Annotated in this window: 13 protein-coding genes; 8 read left to right on the top strand and 5 right to left on the bottom strand. The window is 66.1% G+C overall.

The features are described from left to right. Window positions 1-9,426, bottom strand: a 9,426-nt coding sequence (locus ACNPP0_RS03705) for a two-partner secretion domain-containing protein (protein ID WP_448705041.1), incomplete at its 3' end; no start/stop codon positions are given. A gap of 118 nt (window positions 9,427-9,544) precedes the next feature. Beyond that, window positions 9,545-11,257 carry a ShlB/FhaC/HecB family hemolysin secretion/activation protein gene (locus ACNPP0_RS03700; protein ID WP_448705040.1) on the bottom strand — a complete coding sequence of 571 codons (1,713 nt, stop codon included), beginning with the start codon at window positions 11,255-11,257 and terminating at the stop codon, window positions 9,545-9,547. Between the two features lie 376 nt (window positions 11,258-11,633). On the opposite strand from ACNPP0_RS03700, the gene rimO reads away from it, so the two are divergent. Then, window positions 11,634-12,950, top strand: coding sequence for a 30S ribosomal protein S12 methylthiotransferase RimO (gene rimO / locus ACNPP0_RS03695; RefSeq protein ID WP_332609737.1), 1,317 nt, complete (start codon window positions 11,634-11,636; stop codon window positions 12,948-12,950). 65 nt (window positions 12,951-13,015) lie between these two features. Here the strand turns inward: rimO and ACNPP0_RS03690 are convergent, their stop codons facing one another. Beyond that, entirely contained in the window at window positions 13,016-13,567 is a 552-nt protein-coding gene (locus ACNPP0_RS03690) for a ferritin-like domain-containing protein (protein WP_332609736.1), read from the bottom strand. A 230-nt stretch (window positions 13,568-13,797) separates the two neighbouring features. Between ACNPP0_RS03690 and ACNPP0_RS03685 the strand changes: the two genes are divergently transcribed. The 5 genes from ACNPP0_RS03685 to ACNPP0_RS03665 all read left to right on the top strand — a co-directional run bounded on the left by ACNPP0_RS03685 (window position 13,798) and on the right by ACNPP0_RS03665 (window position 16,904). After that, the gene (locus ACNPP0_RS03685; RefSeq protein WP_332609735.1) at window positions 13,798-14,385 is read left to right on the top strand and encodes an LOG family protein; all 588 of its coding nucleotides are present in this window, start codon (window positions 13,798-13,800) and stop codon (window positions 14,383-14,385) included. A 42-nt stretch (window positions 14,386-14,427) separates the two neighbouring features. Continuing rightward, entirely contained in the window at window positions 14,428-14,994 is a 567-nt protein-coding gene (locus ACNPP0_RS03680; RefSeq protein WP_332610255.1) for a hypothetical protein, read from the top strand. 32 nt (window positions 14,995-15,026) lie between these two features. Next, the gene (locus ACNPP0_RS03675) at window positions 15,027-15,653 is read left to right on the top strand and encodes an HAD hydrolase-like protein (RefSeq protein ID WP_046803107.1); all 627 of its coding nucleotides are present in this window, start codon (window positions 15,027-15,029) and stop codon (window positions 15,651-15,653) included. 21 nt (window positions 15,654-15,674) lie between these two features. After that, window positions 15,675-16,301 carry a pyridoxamine 5'-phosphate oxidase family protein gene (locus ACNPP0_RS03670; RefSeq protein WP_332609733.1) on the top strand — a complete coding sequence of 209 codons (627 nt, stop codon included), beginning with the start codon at window positions 15,675-15,677 and terminating at the stop codon, window positions 16,299-16,301. An 84-nt stretch (window positions 16,302-16,385) separates the two neighbouring features. Then, on the top strand, window positions 16,386-16,904 hold the full coding sequence (locus ACNPP0_RS03665; protein ID WP_332609732.1) for a class IV adenylate cyclase: 519 nt from the start codon (window positions 16,386-16,388) through the stop codon (window positions 16,902-16,904). A gap of 66 nt (window positions 16,905-16,970) precedes the next feature. On the opposite strand, the gene fmt is transcribed toward ACNPP0_RS03665, so the two are convergent. Further along, window positions 16,971-17,921, bottom strand: a complete 951-nt coding sequence (gene fmt, locus ACNPP0_RS03660; RefSeq protein ID WP_332609730.1) for a methionyl-tRNA formyltransferase — start codon at window positions 17,919-17,921, stop codon at window positions 16,971-16,973. Between the two features lie 33 nt (window positions 17,922-17,954). After that, window positions 17,955-18,467, bottom strand: a complete 513-nt coding sequence (gene def / locus ACNPP0_RS03655; protein ID WP_448705039.1) for a peptide deformylase — start codon at window positions 18,465-18,467, stop codon at window positions 17,955-17,957. A 224-nt stretch (window positions 18,468-18,691) separates the two neighbouring features. On the opposite strand from def, the gene dprA reads away from it, so the two are divergent. Together dprA and ACNPP0_RS03645 are read left to right on the top strand one after the other, a co-directional pair. Continuing rightward, window positions 18,692-19,804, top strand: a complete 1,113-nt coding sequence (gene dprA / locus ACNPP0_RS03650; RefSeq protein WP_448705038.1) for a DNA-processing protein DprA — start codon at window positions 18,692-18,694, stop codon at window positions 19,802-19,804. Window positions 19,805-19,926: 122 nt separating this feature from the next. After that, window positions 19,927-20,835 (top strand): hydroxymethylglutaryl-CoA lyase, encoded by a 909-nt coding sequence (locus tag ACNPP0_RS03645; RefSeq protein WP_448705037.1) that lies wholly within the window; start codon window positions 19,927-19,929, stop codon window positions 20,833-20,835. Window positions 20,836-20,912 lie beyond the last annotated feature (77 nt).

Genomic DNA, 20,912 nt, shown 5'->3' with positions numbered 1-20,912 from the left:
AGCCCCGCCCGCGACCGTGGTACCCGGCAATGCATCGGGCTTGCGCAGCAGATCGAACAGGTAGTCGCTGGATACCGTGGGCCGTTGGCCGATAAAGCGCGGGTCGGTCGCGACGAGGTACGGCGCGTCGGGGCGCTTGTCTACGGTGAACAGCTGGTTGTCGGGAATGCTGGCGGGGTTGGAAACGGTGCGCACCACCGTGCCGCCGGGCAGTTCCAGGCTGGCGACCAGCACTGGGCCGGGCTTGCCGATACCCGTGTTGCCCGGCGCCGATCCGGCCAACGCGACGTTGGTGTGTCCGCCCGAGGTTCCCACGGGAAGCTCGATGGCTTGACCGGCCAGGGTGGCCGTGTAGCCGGAGGAGTATTCCTTGCGGTCCTTGGACCGCGCCTGCGAGACCGTGGCCGTGCCCTCGCGCACGACGGTGCGCTGGCCGCCCGCGCCTATGTTGTGGATGGCGGGGCCTGCCACGTGCAGCGCGCCGCCCGCGGCGATCTGACTCTTGTCGTTGGTAACGGAACCGGCCAGCGTCATCGCGCCACCGGACAGGATCTTGCCCGGGTCCGACGACAGCGTGCGCGTTTCGGTGACGGTTTCGTTGACTTGGTAGTAGGTCAGCGTGCCGACCAGGCGGTTGCCGAAATCGGCGTTGAATTCGCGGATGCGGGCGTCCAGCGCCATGAACGGCGCCTTGTACGCGGCATAGGCCGCTTCATAGGCTTTGCGGCGGGCGCCTTCTGCAAGGCACTCCGGACTGTTGGTAAAGCAGGGCGCTTCCGGGGGAACCCAGACAGGCAAAGTGCCTGTCGGCGGGGTGACGCCAAAAACGGACCATATGCGCGCGTCGGAGGCATAGCCGAAGCCTTCGGGGATGTCCCAGCATGCGGTATCCGCGTCGCCGCCGCTGCATACGTAGTCGGCAGGGTAATAAGCCAACGCGATCGGCGAACTGACACCCGCCTTGCGTTTTCCACCCGGGGTGTAGTCGAACGGGGGGCCGTAGCGCGCCGCCGGATATTTGTCGGACGGCAGCAGGAACATGCGCTCGGGATCGTCGTCCAGCCAAGCCGGGTCCTTGCTGCACTGAGGGGTGACCTCGTCACACAGCCAGTTGGTCTCTGCGTCGTACATGTCGGTGCTGCCCGCCGGGGTGAAGTACACCTTGGGCTGGGAAGACACCACTACCGTCTGGCTGCTATAGCCGGCGTTCTGGTTAAGCAGCGACGCCGCGGAAATGCGGGCGTCGCCCGCCGCTTCGATGGTGGCGCCCGAGTTCAACAACGACCCCGCGTACCCCGCCGCGTTGCCGCCGGCATCCAGCGCGCCGCCAATGGCAAGGTCCGCACCGGCGTAGATCAGCGCATGATCGCGATTCACCAGTGAAGCCACGCCCAGGTCCATGGCGCCACGGGACGCGATGACCGCGCCCCCGCCTACCCCGGCGCTGTTGACCAGCGTGTGGGTCTGAATCGCGACCTTGTCGCCGTAGATGCGGGCCAGGTTGTCCACGCGGCCGGCGTTGATGCGCGTGATGGCGCCGTCGATCAGGCCCGCGTTGGTCAGGCCGTGCGTGACGTCAAGGGTGTTGCCGCCGCCCGCCAGAAGCTGGCCGGTGGCATGGTTGACCAGCGAATCCGCCTGGATGCTCAGGTCGCGCCCAGCGCTGATGGTGGCGCTGTTATCCAGCGCCCCGCCCAGCGACAGGTTCAAATCGCGACCGCTGGACAGGTCGCCCGTCTGGTTCAACGCGCCCGCGTAGTGAAAGCTGAGATCGCCCGCCGATTGCAGCGTGCCCAGGCCATGCAAGACCTGCGCGATGACGGTCAGGCTGTTGCCCGCCAGCAGCTTGCCCTGGCCATTCTTCAAGGTGTCGGCCACGATGCGGGCGTTGCCTTGTGCGGCCACCTCACCGCCCTGGTTATCCAGTTCCCGCGTGGTCAGGCTCAGATCCTGCCCCGCCTGGATGGATCCGCCTTGGTTGTCGACGCGGTCCGCCACGATGGCAACCACCTTGCCCAGCACGCCCTTCGGTGCTCCGCCCGCCACCGCAAGCGTGGCGCTGTTATCCAGCGACCCTGACGTCAGCGTCAGGGCGTTATCGGCCTGGATCAAACCGGCGCGGTTGTCGACGGTGGCACTGGCTTTCAGTACAAGATTGCCGCCCGCCAGCGTGCCCTCGCGGTTGACGATCGTGGTGGCGGCGATGTTCAAGTCCCCCGCGGCGGCGATAAGCCCGTCGGTGTTGTCCAGCGTGCCCGCCAGCGTCAGGCCGGCCGCGCCGGTCGAGGTCAGTTTGCCTGCCTGGTTGTTCAAGTTGGCGGCTGAGATTTCCACGCCGCCGCCCTGTACGACGGCATGACGGGCATCGATGTCTCCCGGCGTGGCCAGCGTGACGTTGCCCGCTGCGGACAGCGCGCCATGCGCAAGGTCCAGGTTGCCTGCGGCAAGCGTCAGGTCCTTGCCGGCCAGGCTGGTGCCGCGATGAAGGATGTGGCCGGCTTTCAGCGTGAGGCTGCCCGGCTGGTTAAGGGCGCCTTCGCCGTTCATGCCGGCGACCAATCGGCCTGCGTTGTCGAGCACGCCCGGTGTGGTGACGAGCAGGTCGCCGCCTGCCAGGACGGAACCCTGGTTCAGCAACGCGGCGCCCGCGCTGACACTGGCGCCGTCATTGGCCGACACCACGCCCGCGTTGGCCAGTGTGCCGCCCGCTTTCAGGGTCAGCGCGCCGGCGGATTGAAGGCGGCCGTCTGCCGCAACGGTCATGTTGTGCGCGGCAAAGGCGTTCAAGTCGCCCGCCTGCGTGGCGGTGGCGCCAGCCAGCGCAGCATCCGTGCCTGCGCGCAAGGTCATGCCTTGGCCTGCGGCCAGCGAACCCTGGGCGCGCAGCGCAGCACCGGCATCGGCCGTCAACATGCCGCTGGACTGCACGGTCGATGCCGCGCCCAAAGCTACGTCGCCTTGGCGCGAGGTCATCGTCAGGTCGCCGTTCAGCGCGGCCACCGTGCCTTGCACCGTCAGGGCGTTACCCGCGATCAACGATTGCGAATGCCCCGCCAACATGCGCCCAGCTACCAGCACGGCCTCTTGGGCGGTGGCGGCAAGCGTGCCGCCTGCTTGGGCAAGACCGGTTGCGGCAACGGTCAGGTTGCGTCCGGTCAGCGTCAGGTTGGCATCGGAAGCCACGGTGCCGTCCACGCGCACATCGCGCGTGGCAGTCAGTGCCATGTCGGCAACCGAGCTCAACGCGCCCAACGCGCTCAGGTCTTGGCCTGCGTGCGCGCTTAGCGCACCGGCAGCCTGGACTTGTCCGCCTTGCTTGATGGTCAGGTCGTGTTGCGCGGAGATCTGCGCATCCCCGGCCGCGCGCTCGCCCAACGCTGCCACAACGCCGCCCAATCGGGCGCTACCGCCCGCTGCCAGCGTGAGGCCGCCGCCCGCCGCAATGACGCCGTCGGAATCCAGATCAGTGCCTGCGCTTGCGGCAAGGGTGTCGGACGCTTGCATCCGACCCGAGGCGCCCACTTGCAGCTTGGCGCCGGCGTCGGCGTGCAACGTGCCCGCAAGGGCTGTGGCGATGCCGTCGATGTTGATGTCACGAACGGCTTTCAGTGCAATGGGGGAACCCGCGGTGACCGTGCCGGTGTCCGTGATGGACAGATCGCGACCGGCCTGTGCGCGAAGCGTGCCCCCGGTGGTAGCTGCTTTCTTGGTGCCCGCGCTTCTGGTGCGGACGCCTTGAGAGCCAGTGCCTTCGAGGTCTGTGCCTTCGGTGTCCGTGCCTTCGGTGTCTGCCCGCTTGGCTTCTGCGCGCTGGGCGGCATCGCCCCCAGCCGCCGCGCCCCTGGCCTCCGTGCCCAAGTTGCCCGCGTCCTCTGCCGTGCCCGCCGTACCTGCGATGCGCAGGTCTTGGCCTGCGGTCAGCAGCAAGTTGCGGCTGCCCTGTGCCAAGGCTTTGTCCGCAACCGTCAGATCCCTGCCAGCATTGATTTCAAGCGTACCGTTGGCGACCGTCTTGCCGCTCAGCTCGGCATCCGACTCCGCTTGCATGACGATGTCGGTTTCACCGGATAAGGTGCCCGCCGCTCGTAACTTCCCGCCCGCCTGCGCCAGCAATTTTCCGCCGGCTTGCAGTTCGCTTGCGCTGCCCAGCGTCATATCGCCACCACTGCTGGCGGTAAGCGTGCCCGCGTCGGCCAGCACAGTGCCATCCACCGTCAGGTCCCGCTGTACGCGCAGCTGCGCCGATTGTCCGGCCACCAGCGTGCCCGACAACGCCGCGCTGTCTGCTCGGACGTCGACAGATCCATCCGCCTGCAACCGCGAGCCCGCCAAGGCGGCCAAGACGCCGCCGGCGTTTGCGGTGATAGCGCCCGTCGCCAGATTCTGGCCCGCCAGCGTTATGTTGGAGCCGGCATCCAGGACCACATCGGCCAGCGATGACAAGGTGCCGGCCGCCATCAGCGATGCGCCCGCGCGTGCCAGCAAAGCGCCGCCCGCCAGCGCGCGGCTGTCGGACGACAGCGTCAGGTCTTGTGCGGCGATCAACTGCAACGGCCCCTTGGCCGATGCCGCGGTGCCGGTCACGGCCATCGCGCCGCCGCTCTGTATCAATGCGCCGTGATCGCCGCGCACCGCGCCCGCGATCGTTGCGCCGCCCACCGCCTGGATACGCGCGGTGGTGGTCGCTTCAAGCTGCCCGGTCGCACCGACGCGCACGTCGTTCATGGCGACCAGATCCAGCGAACCGTCCACGCCAACCTTGCCGTCGACCGCGATATCCCGGCCGGCCTGCCATTGCGCATCGCCCTTGGAAACGAGCACACCACTGGCTGCAAGGTCGCGCCCGGACTGCGCCTGCACGCCCTGCCCTTGAAGCTGGCTCGCCGAGCCCAGCAGCACATCGTTGCCGCCCTTCAAGGCCAGCGTGCCACCGTAGGCCAGCGCATCGCCATCCACACGCAGGTCGCGCGCGGCCGTCAGCGCCATGCTGCCTTCGGACATCGCCGTGCCGACGATATTCAGATCCTGGCCTGCCTTCAGCGCCATCGCGCTGTCGGACTGAAGCTGTGCGCCGCCCGCCACGGTCAGCGTGTGGCCGGCCTGCACATCCAGCGCGCCACCCGCGTAAAGCTGCTTGCTGATGCGGGCATTGCGCGCGGCCTGCAAGGTCAGCGCGTTCAATGAGCTGACGGTGCCGGCCACCAGCAGGTCGCCGTCTGTTGTTGCACGCGCGGGCCCCGCCGCCGCGATGCGCGCCAGCGCGCCCACCGACAGGTTTCGCCCCGCGCTCAGGTTCAGGCCGCCCACGCTGGCGGCCAGTTCGCCATCAAGGGTCAATGCGCCGACGGCGGCCAGCGACATGTCGCCATTGCCCCGCCACGCGCCGGACAACGTCATATCGTTACCCGCCGTCGCACGGGACGCGCCTTCGGCTTGCCATTGCGCCGTCCGCCCCATGCTCAAGTCGCGTTGCGCAACCAAGGAAATATTGCCGCTTGCCGACGCGGTGCTGTCCACGCGAACGTCGCGGCCGGCAGCCAAATCGATGGCGCCGCGCGACCCCATCGTGCCCGCCGCGTGAAGGTCACCACCCGCCCGTGCCGATATGCCTGCCCCTTGCGTGCCGCTGGACGCGCCCAGCCGCAGTGCGTTGCCCGCGTTCATGGTCAGTGCGCCGTCATAGGCACGCGCCGTGCCATCGATGCGCAAGTCGCTGCCTGCGTCCAACGTAATACCGGCGTTGGCCAGCGCTTCGCCCGACAAAGCCACATCCTTGCCGGCCGACACCCAGATGTCGCCTTCCGAATGCAGGCGCGCATCCGCGCCCGCCGTCACCTTGCCGATGGCATCAAGCAACAGGTTTCCGCCCGCCGACAGCTTGCCGTCTACCCAGGCATCGCGCGCGACCTGCGCCGTCAGCGCCGCCATAGACGACACCGTGCCCGCCGCGCTCAGTGCGCCGCCGACACGCAAGGCCACTGGCCCCGCCGCGTGCACGTGGCCACTGGAACCTATGGTGAGGTCGCTGCCGGACGCCAGGGATACGGCGCTCTGCACCGCACCAACGGCGCCAGTGATATCCAACTTGCGCGCCGCGTCCACCTGCGTGCCCAGGTTGCTGCGCAGGCTACCTGCCAGCGCAACATCTTCGCCGCCCGACAGGGACGCGCTGCCCGTCGCTTCGAATGCGCCGGTAAGCTGGGCCGCGCCCGCCGCCCGCAGCGTCAGTTCGCCATCGGCCGCGAGCTTGCCGCCCAGCACTGCCCGATCACCCGCCGTCAGCAGCGCGGAGCCTTCGGCAAGGATTTCGCCGTGGGTATAAAGGTCACGGGACGCAGCCACCGCCACGCCTACCCCTTGCGCCTGGCTGCTTGCACCCAGGCGCAGATCCTTGCCGCTTGTCAGGTCAAGTGCGCCCCCGTAGGCCAGCGTTGCGCCGTTCACATTCAGATCGCGCACCGCGTGCATCGCCATGGAACCATCACTGACCGCCGTGCCCGCCAGATTGGCATCGCGGCCGGCATTCAACGTTGTGGTTGTGGTGGATTGCACTTGCGCGGCCGCGCCAACACCCAGGTCTAGACCGGCGCGCAATGACAGCGTGTCGCCGGACAGCAGTTGGCCGCCTATCGCAATGTCGCTCGCCGCCGTCAACCTCTGTGCATTCCTGCTGGACAGCGCCCCGTCTACCGTCAACGCGCCGCCGCTTTGGCCTAGCAATGTGCCTGCCGCCAGCGCCTTGCCGTGCTTGCCGACCGACAGATCACCGCCCGCCAACAGTTCAAGCGCGCCTTGCGCCGCCGACGTTTCGCCATCCAGGCGCAATGCGCCCCGGGCTTCGACACGGCTGCCTTCGTTGCTGCGCAGCGCGCCGGCAATCACGATGTCTTGCCCCGCCGTGACGGCCGCGCTGCGTTCCGCGTCCAGGCTTGCACCCTTCGCAATCGTGACGTCACCCGCGCCGTGCAAATTCAGCTTGCCCGTGGCTTGTGCCTGGCCGCCGACGCGCACGTCCCGGCCCGCCGCTACTGCCATGTCGCCCCGTGAAGCCATCGAGCCATCAGCGACCAAGTTGCCGCCCGCCCGCACGGATACGCCGTCGCCCTGCACGCGGCTGGTCTTGCCCAGCTGCAATGCGTTGTCCGCGTTCATGGCCACCGCGCCGGCGTAGGCGCGTGCCGCCCCATCGACGAGCAGATCGCGCCCGGCATCCAGTTTCAATCCCGCATTGGTTTCGGCCTCTCCTGCCAGGGACAGATCCTGCCCGGCCAACAGCGTCATCGCCCCTTCCGATTGCAAGCGCGCGTTCGCGCCCGCTGCCACATCGCCCGCCGCCTGAAGCCGCAGGGGCCCGCCCGCCAAGAGTTTGCCGCTGACCTTGGCGTCATGCGCCGCTTGTACCGTCAGCGCAGCCAGGGACGACACCGTGCCCGCTGCGTTCAAGGCCCCCTTGGCGTGCAACGCGACCGGGCCACGCGCTTGCACGCTGCCAGTGCCGGTAACCGAAAGGTCAGCGCCCGACGCCAGCGTCACGGCGCCCTGGGCGGCGTCCGCCGCGCCGGAGACACTTAGCGCACCACCCGTCCGTGCGTGTATGCCTTGCTTGCCGTTCAACGTGCCCGCCAGCAGCGCACTGCCGGCCGCCTTCACGGCAATGGTTTCCCCGGACACCATGTCACCGCCGACGCGGACATCTCCACCGGCGTCCACCGCGATGCGGGCACCTTGCGCGCGGCTGGCCTGACCCAAGCGCATATCGTTGCCGCTCTTTAGCGCCAAGCCGCCGCCGTAGGCCAGCGCGCTGCCGTCCATGCGCAGATTTCGGCCTGTGCCGATCGACAGCGTGCCGTCCGTCAAGGCCGCGCCAGCCAGATTGGCATCCGCGCCTGCGCGCATCGTCATGCCCTTGGCCGACTGTGCCTGCGCGCCCACTTCCGAGACCATGTTGGCGCCTGCCTGGGTCAACAACGTGCCGGACGTGTATATCTGTTGCGGCAGCACCAGGTCGCGCCCCGCTTGAAGCGTGATGCCGGACTTGGCGGAGATGACGCCGGGCGCTTGCGACGCCCCGCCGGCCGATGCGCCCGTCGCGAGCGCATCGACAATCGCGTTGGCGTTGCCAGTGCCAGTGCCAGTGCCAGTGCCGTCGCCGATGCCGATGCCGACGCCGATGCCGTTGCCGTTGCCGTTACCGCTACCGTTGCCATTCCCCACACCTGCGCCAGGCTGAACAACGGCAAGCGGCAAGCCCGCCATCTTCATGTTGCGGCCCGCCACCGCGATGATGTTCTGATCGGCCGTCAGCAAGTGACCCGACAGCGCCAGATCCTGGCCTGCCGTCACGCGCAACGCGTCTTGGGTACGCAGGCCGCCTTGCGCGCCCACGACCACGCTCTTGCCCGCCGTCACGTTCAACGGCCCGCCGGCCGCGACTGCGCCCTGTATGTCTGCATCGCGACGCGCGGCGAATGTGGTCGCGCCCGCTGCCTGCGCAACGCCTTGCACGGCAAGGTCCCGGCCGCTATCAACGCGCAGCGCGCCGGCCGCCTGAACGGTGCCGCTGGGCGTAATACGCACGTCGCCGGCCGCGTTCACGTGCAGGTCCCCCGTCAGCGCCACCAGGTTGCCGCCTATGTTCACGCCCACCCCGGACTCGGTACCGATCAGCCGGATGCTGTTTGCATACATGCCGCCCAGCGCAGCCGTATCCAACGCCACGTCGGGCTTGGCGCCTTGGCCGCTTTGCGCGGTGACGATGCCGGTGTCGTAATCGACGCGCGCAGCGCCGGCCGTGACGTTAAGCCGATCCGCCCACACACCTGCGTTGATTTCCAACGTGCGCGCCAAGAGGTCGACCTGGCTGAGGTTGGCGCCGTTCAAGCCGGCGCCATCCACGCGGATGTTGCCCGATGCGATGTCAAAGCCGATACGCCCGTCAGCACCGATCAGCGGGCGGCCGGTCGTCAACGAGGCGCGGTCGGCGTTCATGAAGCCGCAGCCGTTGCAAGTGATGCCGGCGGGGTTGGCGACGATGACGTTGGCCCGGTTGCCGGCCACTTCCAGCGTGCCCAGCAATTGCGACGGGTTCGGCGCGGTGACCTGGTTGAGGATGGTGGTGGCGCGCTGGTTGCCCAGCATGATGTTGCCGCCCACCTGCCCCGCCAACTGCGTCTGGCTGGCGCCGCCGCTGTTGTTCAGCACCGCGCCGGAAGGTCCCACGTTGAACTGCGTGTAGCGGTTGTTCGACACCCCGCCCGCCGTGGGCGGCGCGATATTGATCACCGGCACGCCGTTGGTTGCGCCGACGGAAGGCTTGGCGCCCGCAACGCTCTTGTCGACCGTGATCGGCAACGTCTGTGCCAGCACCGGCGACCAGACCTGCAAGAAAACGACGGACCAGACTATCATCGAACGAAGCTTGGACATCATGCGTACCCGGGTAAGGTAAATGTCGACGGCGGCGCAAGCTGCGCGGCACCGGGGGCAAGCCCCGGCGTCTTGTCGACCAGATCAATCAGGAAAGCCGGCGAAGCAAAGCGCCGGATCAGAACTCGAACATCACGGCCGCGGCAAACACGGTGGATGCCGTCTTTAACGATTCCGGCTTTTTCAACGGCCAGCCGGCAGACAGGTCATAGCTGGCATCGACATAAGGAAGGGATAAGCGCCCGCGCAGCCCGGTCACCGCGCCCACCAACGTGCGCCCGGTCAACCATCGCGCCGACTCGCCGCCCACGCGCCCGGCGTCCACGCCCGCATACAGTTGATGGCCGGGGCCGCCAAGCAGTTTGTCCAGGCCCAGCGACAAGTCGTTGCGCAGCGTCCAGCCGTCTTCGGCCGCCAGCGTCATCTGCCCGTCAAAGCCGCGCACCGCATAACGATTGCCGATGGTGAAGTAGTCCGACGGCACGACCGGCGTCTTGGCGTGCTGAATCTGCCAGCTGACGTGGTACGCCCAGGGCTGGTCCGCCAATTGAAACGGCAGGTAGAGCCCGGCATTGGCCAGCGCGATGGTGCTGCGGCCATTCCAGTCGGGGTCGCCATAGACGTAGCCGGGCTGGTCGGACAGGCCGGCCAGCGTGCCGCGCAGGCCAACGCCGGCGTCCAGCACCGCGCGGCCCACATAGTGACGATGCGCCACGTTGATGTCGTAGCCCGTCACGTCGCGCCGCTGGACTTCAATGGCGACGTCGTTCAACGTGCTGCCGACGCGCTTGCGCAGCATCGCCAGCGTCGCCGTGCCTTTGTAGTCCGTACCGCGATAGGGCACGACCGACACGCCCGCCTGCAACTGCTTGGTGGTGCCGCCGTAGACGATGGGTTCGTCAAAACCGGCCACGGTTTGGCGATAGGTGGATTTGCTGGCGCCGGCAAAGGCCGTCCAGTAGCCAAAAGGGATGCTGTAATTGATGGACGCTGCGCGCGTGTTCGAGTCCGCATCGCGCCAGCGCGCATTGCTGTTCCACGACACAGACAGCTGGTCGTAAAGGAACAAGGGGGAATCCAAGGTCAGCCCGGCGTTGACCTGATACTTGCCGATGGCGTCCAGGCCGCCGTTGTCGCTGCCCACGTAACCATGCCAACGCTTGCCCGTGCCTGGACGCAGAATAATGTCGGAGTCACCCAGTTCGGGGCCGGGCCCGACATCGATGGTGGCATCCGCCTGACCACGAAGCCGGCGGATATTTTCCAGCGCCTGGTCCAGATCGCGCTGATTCAATTCGCCGCCAGGGCCGGTGGGCAAGGCGGTGCGCCACCATCCAACGGTATTGGCGTCTTGCACGGCCGAGATGCGGCCGGGCAGAAAGCGCAGCGTCAGCGCGCCTAACGCCAGCGATTGTTCAGGCACGACGACGCGTGCCGTGATCTGGCCGTCCTGGATCAGCCAGCCGTTCAGATATTCCTGAAACGCCCGCAGCCCTTGTCCCCCGACGCGTTGGCCGATGACAGCGCGAGCGGCCCCGGCCAAGTCAGAAGGGGGTGGCGCGTCATCCCAGGCCAAATTGCCGATGACGAAGCATGGCGTTTCAACGGGCAGGTCCAGCCCGCTTCGGCCGCGCGCGGCATCGGACGACAAGACATCCGGGCGCTCGGCCGAGCGGGCACGCTGGGCGTCCAGCTCTTGCTCTTGCCTGCGTTCGATTTCGGAAGGGCGTGATACCGCCTCGGGCGGGGTCTGCGCGAAGGGCTCGGTAGGGCAAGCGCCCGCCGCGATCAATACCACTGCGGCGACTCGCCGGCACCAATAGGAATTCATAACGGTTTCGCGCCCGCAGCAAACCGAGGGCGCGTGCTATCTCGTTGAAACTAAATGTTGAGGCAGTTTGCGTGACGAGATAGTCAAAAACAATGGAAACCGGCGCGAATAATCAAAATCTGATTTTTACTAGAATTTGAACGCCGTATTAATGTCATTGGCCGGCGTTAGGAGATTTTAGTAATTGTCTGATTTTTAACCGCCGGATTTGCGTACCGCATCGGGGCAACGCGTGGCCGACGCAAAGCAGCGCGCAGGCGACACACCACGCTATGAATGCGCCGCGTTTCCCCTAAAATAACGGCCCCCGCTCCGCCGCGCTAAAATTGCGCACGTTTTGATCATTGGCGCCGGCTCGCGCCCACCGAGGTATTCCATGTCTTCCCCCAAAGTCGGCTTCGTCAGCCTGGGCTGTCCTAAAGCCCTGGTCGACTCCGAACGCATCCTGACCCAACTGCGCACCGAAGGGTACGAAGTCACGCCCGAGTACAACGATGCGGACGTCGTCGTCGTCAACACCTGTGGATTCATCGACAGCGCCAAAGCCGAATCGCTTGAAGCCATTGGCGAAGCGCTGGCCGAGAACGGCAAGGTCATCGTGACCGGCTGTATGGGCGTTGAGGAATCGGTGATCCGCAAGGTGCATCCCAGCGTGCTTGCAGTGACCGGCCCTCAGCAATACGAAGAGGTGGTGCGCGCCGTGCATGATGCCGCGCCGCCCAAGCAGGACCACAACCCGTACCTGGACCTGGTGCCGCCGCAAGGCATCAAGCTGACGCCGCGCCACTACGCCTATCTGAAAATCTCGGAAGGCTGTAATCACCGCTGTAGCTTCTGCATCATTCCGTCGATGCGCGGCGACCTGGTCAGCCGTCCGGTGGGCGACGTGCTCAGCGAAGCCGAACGCCTGGTCAAGGCCGGCGTAAAGGAACTGCTGGTGATCTCGCAGGACACCAGCGCGTACGGCGTGGATGTCAAGTACCGCAGCGGTTTCTGGAACGGCCGCCCGGTCAAGACGCGCATGACGGAACTATGCCTGGCGCTGTCCGAAATGGGCGTGTGGACGCGCCTGCACTATGTGTACCCGTACCCGCACGTGGACGAAGTGATTCCGCTGATGGCCGAAGGCAAGATCCTGCCTTACCTGGACATTCCGTTCCAGCACGCCAGCCCGCGCATCCTGAAGGCCATGAAGCGCCCGGCGTTTGAAGACAAGACGCTGGCGCGCATCAAGCGCTGGCGCGAAATCTGCCCCGACCTGACCATCCGTTCCACGTTCATCGTGGGCTTTCCCGGCGAGACCGAGGAAGACTTCCAGTATCTGCTGGATTGGATGCAGGAAGCGCAATTGGATCGCGTGGGCTGTTTCCAGTATTCGCCGGTGGAAGGCGCGCCCGCGAACCTGCTGGACAACCCCGTGCCCGACGACGTGAAGCAAGACCGTTGGGAACGCTTCATGGAATTGCAGCAAGGCATTTCGACCGCGCGCCTGGCCCGCAAGGTGGGCCGCGAGATCGACGTGCTGATCGATGAAGTGGATGAAGACGGCGCCATCGGCCGCAGCAGCGCGGACGCGCCGGAGATTGATGGCTGTGTGTACGTCAGTTCCGACAAGCCCCTGAAGGCGGGCGATCTGGTGCGCGTGCGCGTTACCGAGTCGGATGAATACGATCTGTGGGGCGAAGCCCTCTGATAAGGCAAGGGCGCCCGAGTTTCAGGCGCCCTTGCCGTGCGGCCACTACCGTATAGCGGCTACTTTTACAGGAAGTCCGCCAGATCGTCGGCGTGTTCCTCTTCAACCGCCAGGATCTCTTCCAGCAAGCGGCGCGTGGTCGAGTCCTGTTCACCGATGTATTCGATCATCTGGCGATAGCTGTCAATGGCGATGCGTTCGGCGATCAGGTTTTCCTTGATCATGTCTTGCAGGGATGTCCCTTCGACATATTCCGAATGGCTGCGCTCCAGCAGGCCCTTCGGCGACAGGTTCGGTTCGCCCCCCAGCTGAACAATACGTTCAGCCAGACGGTCGGCGTGTTCCTGTTCTTGCGTGGCGTGCTCGGCGAATTCTGCCGCCACCGGTTCGGCATTCAAGCCGCGAGCCATGAAGTAGTGGCGCTTGTAGCGCAGCACACAGACCACTTCGGTGGCCAGTGCCTCGTTCAGCAGCTTCAGCACGGTTTCCCGGTCTGCGCGATAGGTGTCCGTAACGGCGCCTGACTCAATGTCCTGGCGCGCCTTGGCGCGGATCGCCTTCACGTCCATGTCGAATGGGCGGCTGGCCTTCTCGGGGGTTCGGGTCGTTTGTTCCATATCGTTCGCTCCTCTGTTAGTGAAAGCCCTACGACGCTGGATTTCCAGTCGTACCGAACGACTCAGTCTACCGATCGCAGCAGAAGTTGCTGTGTCCAAACATTGCTCCTGCCACCAATTTGCACGGCGCCGGGGCCCCCAAACGCACCCGCTGACGTTCTCGTAAACTATCGACTTCCCGGAACGCCCGTGACGCAATCTGTAACGGGCCCGGCCTTCACGAACCTGTTATGAACCTGAAGAACATCTGCGTGTATTGCGGCTCGAACCCCGGCACCCGGCCGGATTACATCGAGCAGGCCCGCGTGCTGGCCCGCGAATTGGTCAAGCGCGACCTGGGGCTCGTGTACGGCGGATCGGTCGTCGGCATCATGGGCGTGGTGGCCAACGAAGTGCTGGCCGCCGGCGGCCGCGTGATCGGCGTCATCCCGGAATTGCTGCAAAAGAAAGAACAGGCGCATCGTGGCCTGACCGAATTGCACCTGGTGCAGAACATGCACGAGCGCAAGGCAATGATGATCGACAAGTCCGACGGCTTCATCGCATTGCCTGGCGGCGCGGGTACGCTGGAAGAATTTTTTGAAGTGTGGACGTGGGCGCAGCTGAACATGCATCAGAAGCCCTGCGGCCTGTTGAACGTCGCGGGATACTACGACGCGTTGGTGCAGTTCGTGGATCACGCCGTCGACGAAGCCTTCATCCGGCCGCAGCATCGCGACATGCTGGTGGTGGAAGAAGACCCCGCCCTGCTGCTGGATCGCTACGCCATCTACGAGCCGCCCAACGTCTCGAAGTGGTTCGACCCCATCACGGCCTGATGGCCCTCTTGCCCTGTTGAGCCCATGACGCCCGTTCTTGAAATGACTTCCGATTCCTTGTCCCCCGCCAGCACCGAGTCCGTGCTGCGCGACTATTTCCACGCCAAGGATGAAAACCGGCCGCATCATCTGGCGCGGGCATTCGCGTCGGACGCGGTCCTGAAAATGGCCTTGCGTACCCAGGCCATCGCATTCCCGCCCGAATCCCACGGGGTCGCGGCCATTGCGGACACCCTGGTGCGCAAGTTTGGCCAGACCTACGAAAACGTCTACACGTTCTACCTGTCGCGTCCCGCGCCCGAGGCGCGCTTGCCCGACTACCAGTGCGACTGGATCGTCGGCATGACCGAAAAGGCCACCGGCAATGTGCGCGTAGGCTGCGGCCGCTACGACTGGAAGTTCCAGGCGCAACCGTATCGCGCCACGGACCTGACCATCACCATCGAAACCATGGTCACGCTGCCGCCCGGCGACATGCCCGCCGTGTTCGGCTGGCTGCTGGGCCTGGACTACCCCTGGACCAACGCCGCGCGCGTGGTGGCCAGCGCGCCGCCGCTTGAAGCGCTGGCGCCGGTCGTGCACTATTTGCTTCACCCCAACGGCTTGTAGACCCGCCAGAAGCCGGCAAACGGATTGATTACTTGAAATACGACATCGCTGCATTCGACTTTGACGGAACCTTGGCGGACACCATGCCCTGGTTCAATTCCATCCTGAACACGGTGGCCGACAAGTACGGCTTTCGCAAGATCGACCTGACCGAGCGCGAAAACCTGCGTCACCGCGAGGCCTCGGAAATCTTGAAGTACCTGGGCATCCCGCTGTGGAAATTGCCGGCCATCATGACGCACGTGCGCACGCTGATGCAGGACATCGACCCCAGCGTGCACTTGTTCGACGGCATTGCCGACGCGGTGGCGCGCATCAAGGCAGGCGGCGTGCGCCTGGCGGTGATTAGTTCGAATTCCATTGAAAACGTGCAGCGCGTGCTGGGCGCGGACACCTGCGCGCTGTTCGACGACTATGAATGCGGCACCGATCTGTTCGGCAAGGCCGCCAAGATCGACCGCCTGATGCGGCGCCATGAAGTCGCGCCCGAACGCTTCCTGCTGGTGGGCGACGAAATGCGCGACATCGACGCCGCCCGCAAGGCCGGCGTGCGCGTGGGGTCGGTCGCCTGGGGTTATAACCATGTGGACGCCCTGCGCGAACGCAAGCCCGACGAACTATTTTTGACCGTAGCCGACCTACCCGCCATCCTGGCCTGACGCTGCCAACCGGAACCCGCCATGCACATCGACCCCGCTCATCTCGTCACCGACGCCGCCGCGCTGCAAGGGTTGTACGGCGCGCCCGGCGAGGCCTCGCTGAAGAAGGAAGTGGATCACGTGCACCCGCATTACCGCGCGTTCATTGAAGCGGCGCCGTTTGCGATGTTGGCAACATCAGGCCCGGACGGGTTGGACGCTTCGCCGCGCGGCGACCCCGCCGGTTTTGTCGTGGTGGAAGACGAAAAGACGCTGCTGTTGCCAGACCGCCGCGGCAACAACCGCATGGACAGCTTGCTGAATGTTCTGGTTGACCCGCGCGTGGCGCTGTTGTTCCTGGTGCCAGGCGTGGGTGAAACACTGCGGGTGAACGGCACGGCGCGCGTCAGTGTCGACCCGGCGCTGCTTGCGCGCTTTGCGATGGACGGCAAGCTGCCGCGCTCGGTGCTGATCGTGGACGTGCAGACGGTGTATTTCCAATGCTCGCGCGCGCTGCTGCGATCGCGGCTATGGGACCCGACCACGCAGGTGCCACGCAGCGCGCTGCCCAGCACGGGACGCATCCTGTCCGACCTGACGGCCGGTACTTTCGATGGCGCGGCTTACGACCGCGACCTGCCCGCGCGGGTGGCGGGCACGCTGTATTGATGCGGTATTGATGCGGCGCGGTATCGATGCGGTATCCGTGCGGTATCGGTGCCGTCTGCATTCATCTTGCGCGAGGGTAACGCCATGGCTCGCAACGTTGAAATCAAGGCACGGGTCGACAACCTGGCCGTGCTTGAACCCCTGGCCGCCGCGCTGTCAGGGCAGGAACCGGTGATTCTTGACCAGGACGACACCTTTTTCACGTGCACGCATGGGCGCCTGAAGCTGCGCGCCTTTGGCGACGGCACCGGCGAGCTCATTTTTTATCGTCGCTCGGACGAAGCCGGCCCCAAGGAGAGCTTCTACGCCATTTCACCGACCGATTCGCCCGACACCCTGCGCCAGACGCTGACGCTGGCCTACGGCGCAATCGGCCGCGTGAAAAAGCACCGCACCGTATTCATGGCCGGACGCACGCGCATCCATCTGGATCGGGTCGAGGGGCTGGGCGATTTTCTGGAACTTGAAGTGGTGCTGCGCGATGGCGAAAGCCTGGACGCCGGCAGCGAAGAAGCCCGCACGTTGATGGCCGGGCTGGGTGTCGCGCCCACGCAGTTGGTGGCGGGCGCGTATCTGGATTTGTTGGCGGCAACTCGTCCGTGACCGGCGTGGGGTGCAGGCGGGGGCTGTGATCCGCCCGGCGCGGCGCAGCCGCGGCGTAACCCGCCGTCAGGCCGGTTGCCAGCCCCGCACGAACACGTCCACGGGCTGGCGCTTGCCGCCGGCTTTTTGCAATTCCAGTAACCGCAGCACGCCGTCGCCGGTGGCGATGTCGATGCCGTCCGCCTCGGCGCGCAGCACGGTGCCGGGCTCGGCCGCCAGGGCCGCCGATGCGTCTTCAAGCGCTTGCGCGCGCCAGACCTTGACGGGGTCGGGCAGGCCAGGTAGCCGGATACTGGCGCCCGGCACGGGGTTGAAGGCGCGCACGCGGCGCGCCAGCAATGCCGCCGCTTGCGTGCAGTCCAGCGCGGCTTCGGCCTTGTCCAGTTTGGCGGCGTACGTCACGCCGGCCTCGGGCTGTTTGGTCGGCGTCAAGCCGCCTTGTTCCAGCGCATTCAGCGCGTCCACAATGGCCTGCCCGCCCGCCAACGCCAAGGCGTCGTGCAATTGCGCGGCGTTGGTGTCGGCCGAGATGGGCACCACGCGCTCCAGCAGCATATCGCCCGTGTCCAGGCCCTGATCCATCTGCATGATGGTCACGCCCGTTTGCGCATCACCGGCTTCGATGGCGCGCTGGATGGGCGCGGCGCCGCGCCAGCGCGGCAACAGACTGGCGTGGATATTCAGGCAGCCCAGGCGCGGCAGGTCCAGCACCCATTGCGGCAGGATCAACCCGTACGCGGCCACGACCATGACGTCGGGCGCAACCTGTTCCAGCAGTGCGCGCGCTTCGGCGGCCTCGTCGGGATAGCGTCCGTCCAGCCGCAGGCTGCGCGGTTGGGCAACGGGTATGCCGGCGTCAAGCGCAGCTTGCTTGACCGGGCTGGGCGTCAGCTTCAAGCCGCGTCCAGCGGGCCGGTCAGGCTGGGTCATGACCAGGGCGATGTCGTGACCGGCGGCCCGCAAGGCGTCAAAGGCGATACGGGCAAATTCCGGCGTGCCGGCAAAAACTAGGCGCATGGGGTTCAGACCAAAAAATCAAACAACAGGGAATCAGTCGCGCAGCGCTTCGCGCTCGGCCTTCTTCAGCTTGGTCTTGATGCGGTTCTGCTTCAGGTTGGACAGGTATTCGACGAAGACCTTGCCTTCCAGGTGGTCAAGCTCGTGCTGGACGCATACGGCCAGCAGGCCGTCCGCTTCAAATTCGAAGGGTTTGCCGTCGATATCCAGCGCCTTGCAGCGGATGCGCGAAGCACGTTCGACTTCGTCGTAGATGCCCGGCACCGACAGACAGCCTTCTTCGTAGATCTTGTAGTCGTCGCTGCGCCAGGTGATCTCGGGGTTGATCAGCGTGAGCAGGTCGTCGCTGTCTTCGGACACGTCGATCACGACCACGCGTTCGTGCACGTCAACCTGCGTTGCGGCCAGGCCGACGCCCGGCGCGTCGTACATGGTTTCGGCCATGTCGCGTACCAGTTGACGGATGCGGTCGTCGACTTCGGCTACCGGCTTGGCTTTCTTGTGCAAGCGCGGGTCCGGATAGCGAAGGATAGGAAGTAAAGCCATTGAAAAGGGATCGCCAGTAATTGATGCGTAGGCAAGAGTTTAATTCATTAGAGTATTGATTTCTAATAGTTTTCGGCTAAGTGGAGCATTGCCGGAGTGTTACGTCCCCGCTTTTTTGGCTGGTAAGCAAGCGGACAAGAGAGATCGAAACGACACGCACGCACCGGCACCGGCTGCGCCTTGCATGCGACACTTGCCACCCTTGACGCCATCGCGCCTGCCTCATGCCGCTTACGCATACGTCCGCCGAACTGTCCGCCTGGTTGCGGCTGTCCCTGGAGCCCAACGTGGGTTCCGCCACCGCCTGTACGCTGCTGAGCGCGCTGGGCCTGCCCGAGCAGGTCTACGCCCAGCGCGCCACCGCCCTTGCCCGCCACCTGCCCGATGCGCTGGCGCGCCAGTTGGCTGCCCCCATGCCGGCGGACATGGCGGCGCAGGTGGACGCCGCGCTGCAATGGGTGGACGCGCCGCACCGCCACATCGTGACGCTGGCCGACCCGACTTATCCCCAAAGCCTGCTGACCATTGCCGACCCGCCCATTCTGCTGTACGTGGCGGGCGACCCGGCTTATCTGCAAGGCCCATCGCTGGCCGTGGTGGGCGCGCGTAACGCCACGCCCGGGGGCCAGGAAACCGCGCGCGCCTTTGCCCGCCACCTGGCCGGCCACGGCTGGCGCGTCATCAGCGGCCTGGCGCTGGGCATCGACGCGGCGGCGCACGAAGGCGCGCTGGACGCCGGCCCCGAGGGCGCGGGCACCGTCGCCGTCATGGGCACCGGCATTGACCGCATCTACCCCGCCCGCCACCGCGATCTTGCCCACCGCATTGCCGGCCACGGCGCGCTGGTGTCTGAATTCCCCCTGGGCACCGGCGCCTTGCCGCCCCACTTTCCCAAACGCAACCGCATCGTGGCGGGCCTGGCTCGCGGCGTGCTGGTGGTGGAAGCGGCCAAGCAAAGCGGCTCGCTCATCACGGCGCGGCTGGCCGGCGAAAGCGGGCGCGAAGTGTTCGCCATTCCGGGCTCGATCCACTCGCCCTTGTCGCGCGGCTGCCATGCCTTGATCCGCCAGGGCGCAAAGCTGGTGGAAACCGCAGCGGACATTACCGATGAATTGGGCGGCGGGCCCACGCCCGTCAACCGCCGTGCACCGCCCCCGCCCCCGTCATTGCCGGACCACCCCGTGCTGGACGCGATGGGTTACGACCCGCTGCACGTAGATGCCATCCAGACGCGTTCGAACATCGCCATCGGCGACCTGCAGGCGCAGCTGGTTGAACTGGAACTAGAGGGCCGGCTCGCCCGTCTGGATGACGGGCGCTACCAACGTTTGAAGTAGGGTCATCCAATGGCCCAACACCCGCGTAAGCGCGCAGGCCCGGCGCGCGGCGATGGCGCTAATATTGGCGATGGCGCCGCAGTGTTGCGCGACGCGTCACCCAAATCGAACCAGGAAGAGACATGGCTTTGCCCTCCCGCGTGAAGATCGTCGAAGTGTCGCCCCGCGACGGTCTGCAAAATGAAAAGGAATTCGTGCCGACCGACATCAAGGTCGAGCTGGTCAACCGCCTGTCCGCCGCGGGCTTCCCCAATGTGGAAGCCGCGTCGTTCGTGTCGCCCAAGTGGGTGCCGCAGATGGCCGATGGCGCCGACGTCATGGCGCGCATCGAACGGCGCCCGGGCACGATTTATTCCGTGCTGACGCCGAACATGAAGGGCTTTGAAGGCGCGCTGGCCGCCGGCGCGGACGAAATCGTCATCTTCGGCGCCGCCAGCGAAGCGTTTTCGCAAAAGAACATCAACTGCTCCATCGCCGAATCCATCTCCCGCTTCGAACCCGTGGTGCAGGCCGCGCGCGACGCCGGCATCCGCGTGCGCGGCAGCATCAGCTGCGCGCTGGGCTGTCCGTATCAAGGCGAGGTTCCGATTGCATCGGTGGTGGACGTGGCGCAACGCTACCTGGCAATGCAGGTCGATGAAATCGACGTGGCCGACACCATCGGCGTGGGCACGCCGCGATTGGTGCGCGACGTGATGACGGCGGTGACCCGCGTGGTCGACCCGGCGCGCGTGTCCGGCCATTTCCATGACACCTACGGCCAGGCGCTGGCCAACATCCTGGCCGCGTTGGAAACCGGCATCTCGATCTTCCATACGTCGGTTGCCGGGCTGGGCGGCTGCCCCTACGCCAAGGGCGCCACGGGCAACGTCGCCACCGAAGACGTGCTGTACATGTTGCGCGGGCTAAACATCGACACGGGCGTGGACTTTGACGCCGTGGTCGACATCGGCCAGTGGATGTCGGCCAACCTGAACCGCAAGGGTTCCAGCCGCGCGGGCAATGCCATCGCGGCCAAACGGGCGGCATGACCTCGCCTGGCCCCGCCCCTTCTATTGAAGATCGCGCGGCCGTGCTGCGCGAGATCGGCCCATTGCCGTTGTGGGGG

Source organism: Achromobacter semiaridum (assembly GCF_053543755.1).
Note: the sequence above shows the minus strand (reverse complement) of the source record. Positions and strands in the feature narration are given on the sequence as shown.

Excerpts from the sequence above, each read along its gene's own strand:
- ACNPP0_RS03700 (WP_448705040.1), bottom strand. The coding sequence starts at position 11,257 with ATGAATTCCTATTGGTGCCGGCGAGTCGCCGCAGTGGTATTGATCGCG.
- rimO (WP_332609737.1), top strand. The coding sequence starts at position 11,634 with ATGTCTTCCCCCAAAGTCGGCTTCGTCAGCCTGGGCTGTCCTAAAGCC.
- ACNPP0_RS03690 (WP_332609736.1), bottom strand. The coding sequence starts at position 13,567 with ATGGAACAAACGACCCGAACCCCCGAGAAGGCCAGCCGCCCATTCGAC.
- ACNPP0_RS03685 (WP_332609735.1), top strand. The coding sequence starts at position 13,798 with ATGAACCTGAAGAACATCTGCGTGTATTGCGGCTCGAACCCCGGCACC.
- ACNPP0_RS03680 (WP_332610255.1), top strand. The coding sequence starts at position 14,428 with ATGACTTCCGATTCCTTGTCCCCCGCCAGCACCGAGTCCGTGCTGCGC.
- ACNPP0_RS03670 (WP_332609733.1), top strand. The coding sequence starts at position 15,675 with ATGCACATCGACCCCGCTCATCTCGTCACCGACGCCGCCGCGCTGCAA.
- ACNPP0_RS03665 (WP_332609732.1), top strand. The coding sequence starts at position 16,386 with ATGGCTCGCAACGTTGAAATCAAGGCACGGGTCGACAACCTGGCCGTG.
- fmt (WP_332609730.1), bottom strand. The coding sequence starts at position 17,921 with ATGCGCCTAGTTTTTGCCGGCACGCCGGAATTTGCCCGTATCGCCTTT.
- def (WP_448705039.1), bottom strand. The coding sequence starts at position 18,467 with ATGGCTTTACTTCCTATCCTTCGCTATCCGGACCCGCGCTTGCACAAG.
- dprA (WP_448705038.1), top strand. The coding sequence starts at position 18,692 with ATGCCGCTTACGCATACGTCCGCCGAACTGTCCGCCTGGTTGCGGCTG.
- ACNPP0_RS03645 (WP_448705037.1), top strand. The coding sequence starts at position 19,927 with ATGGCTTTGCCCTCCCGCGTGAAGATCGTCGAAGTGTCGCCCCGCGAC.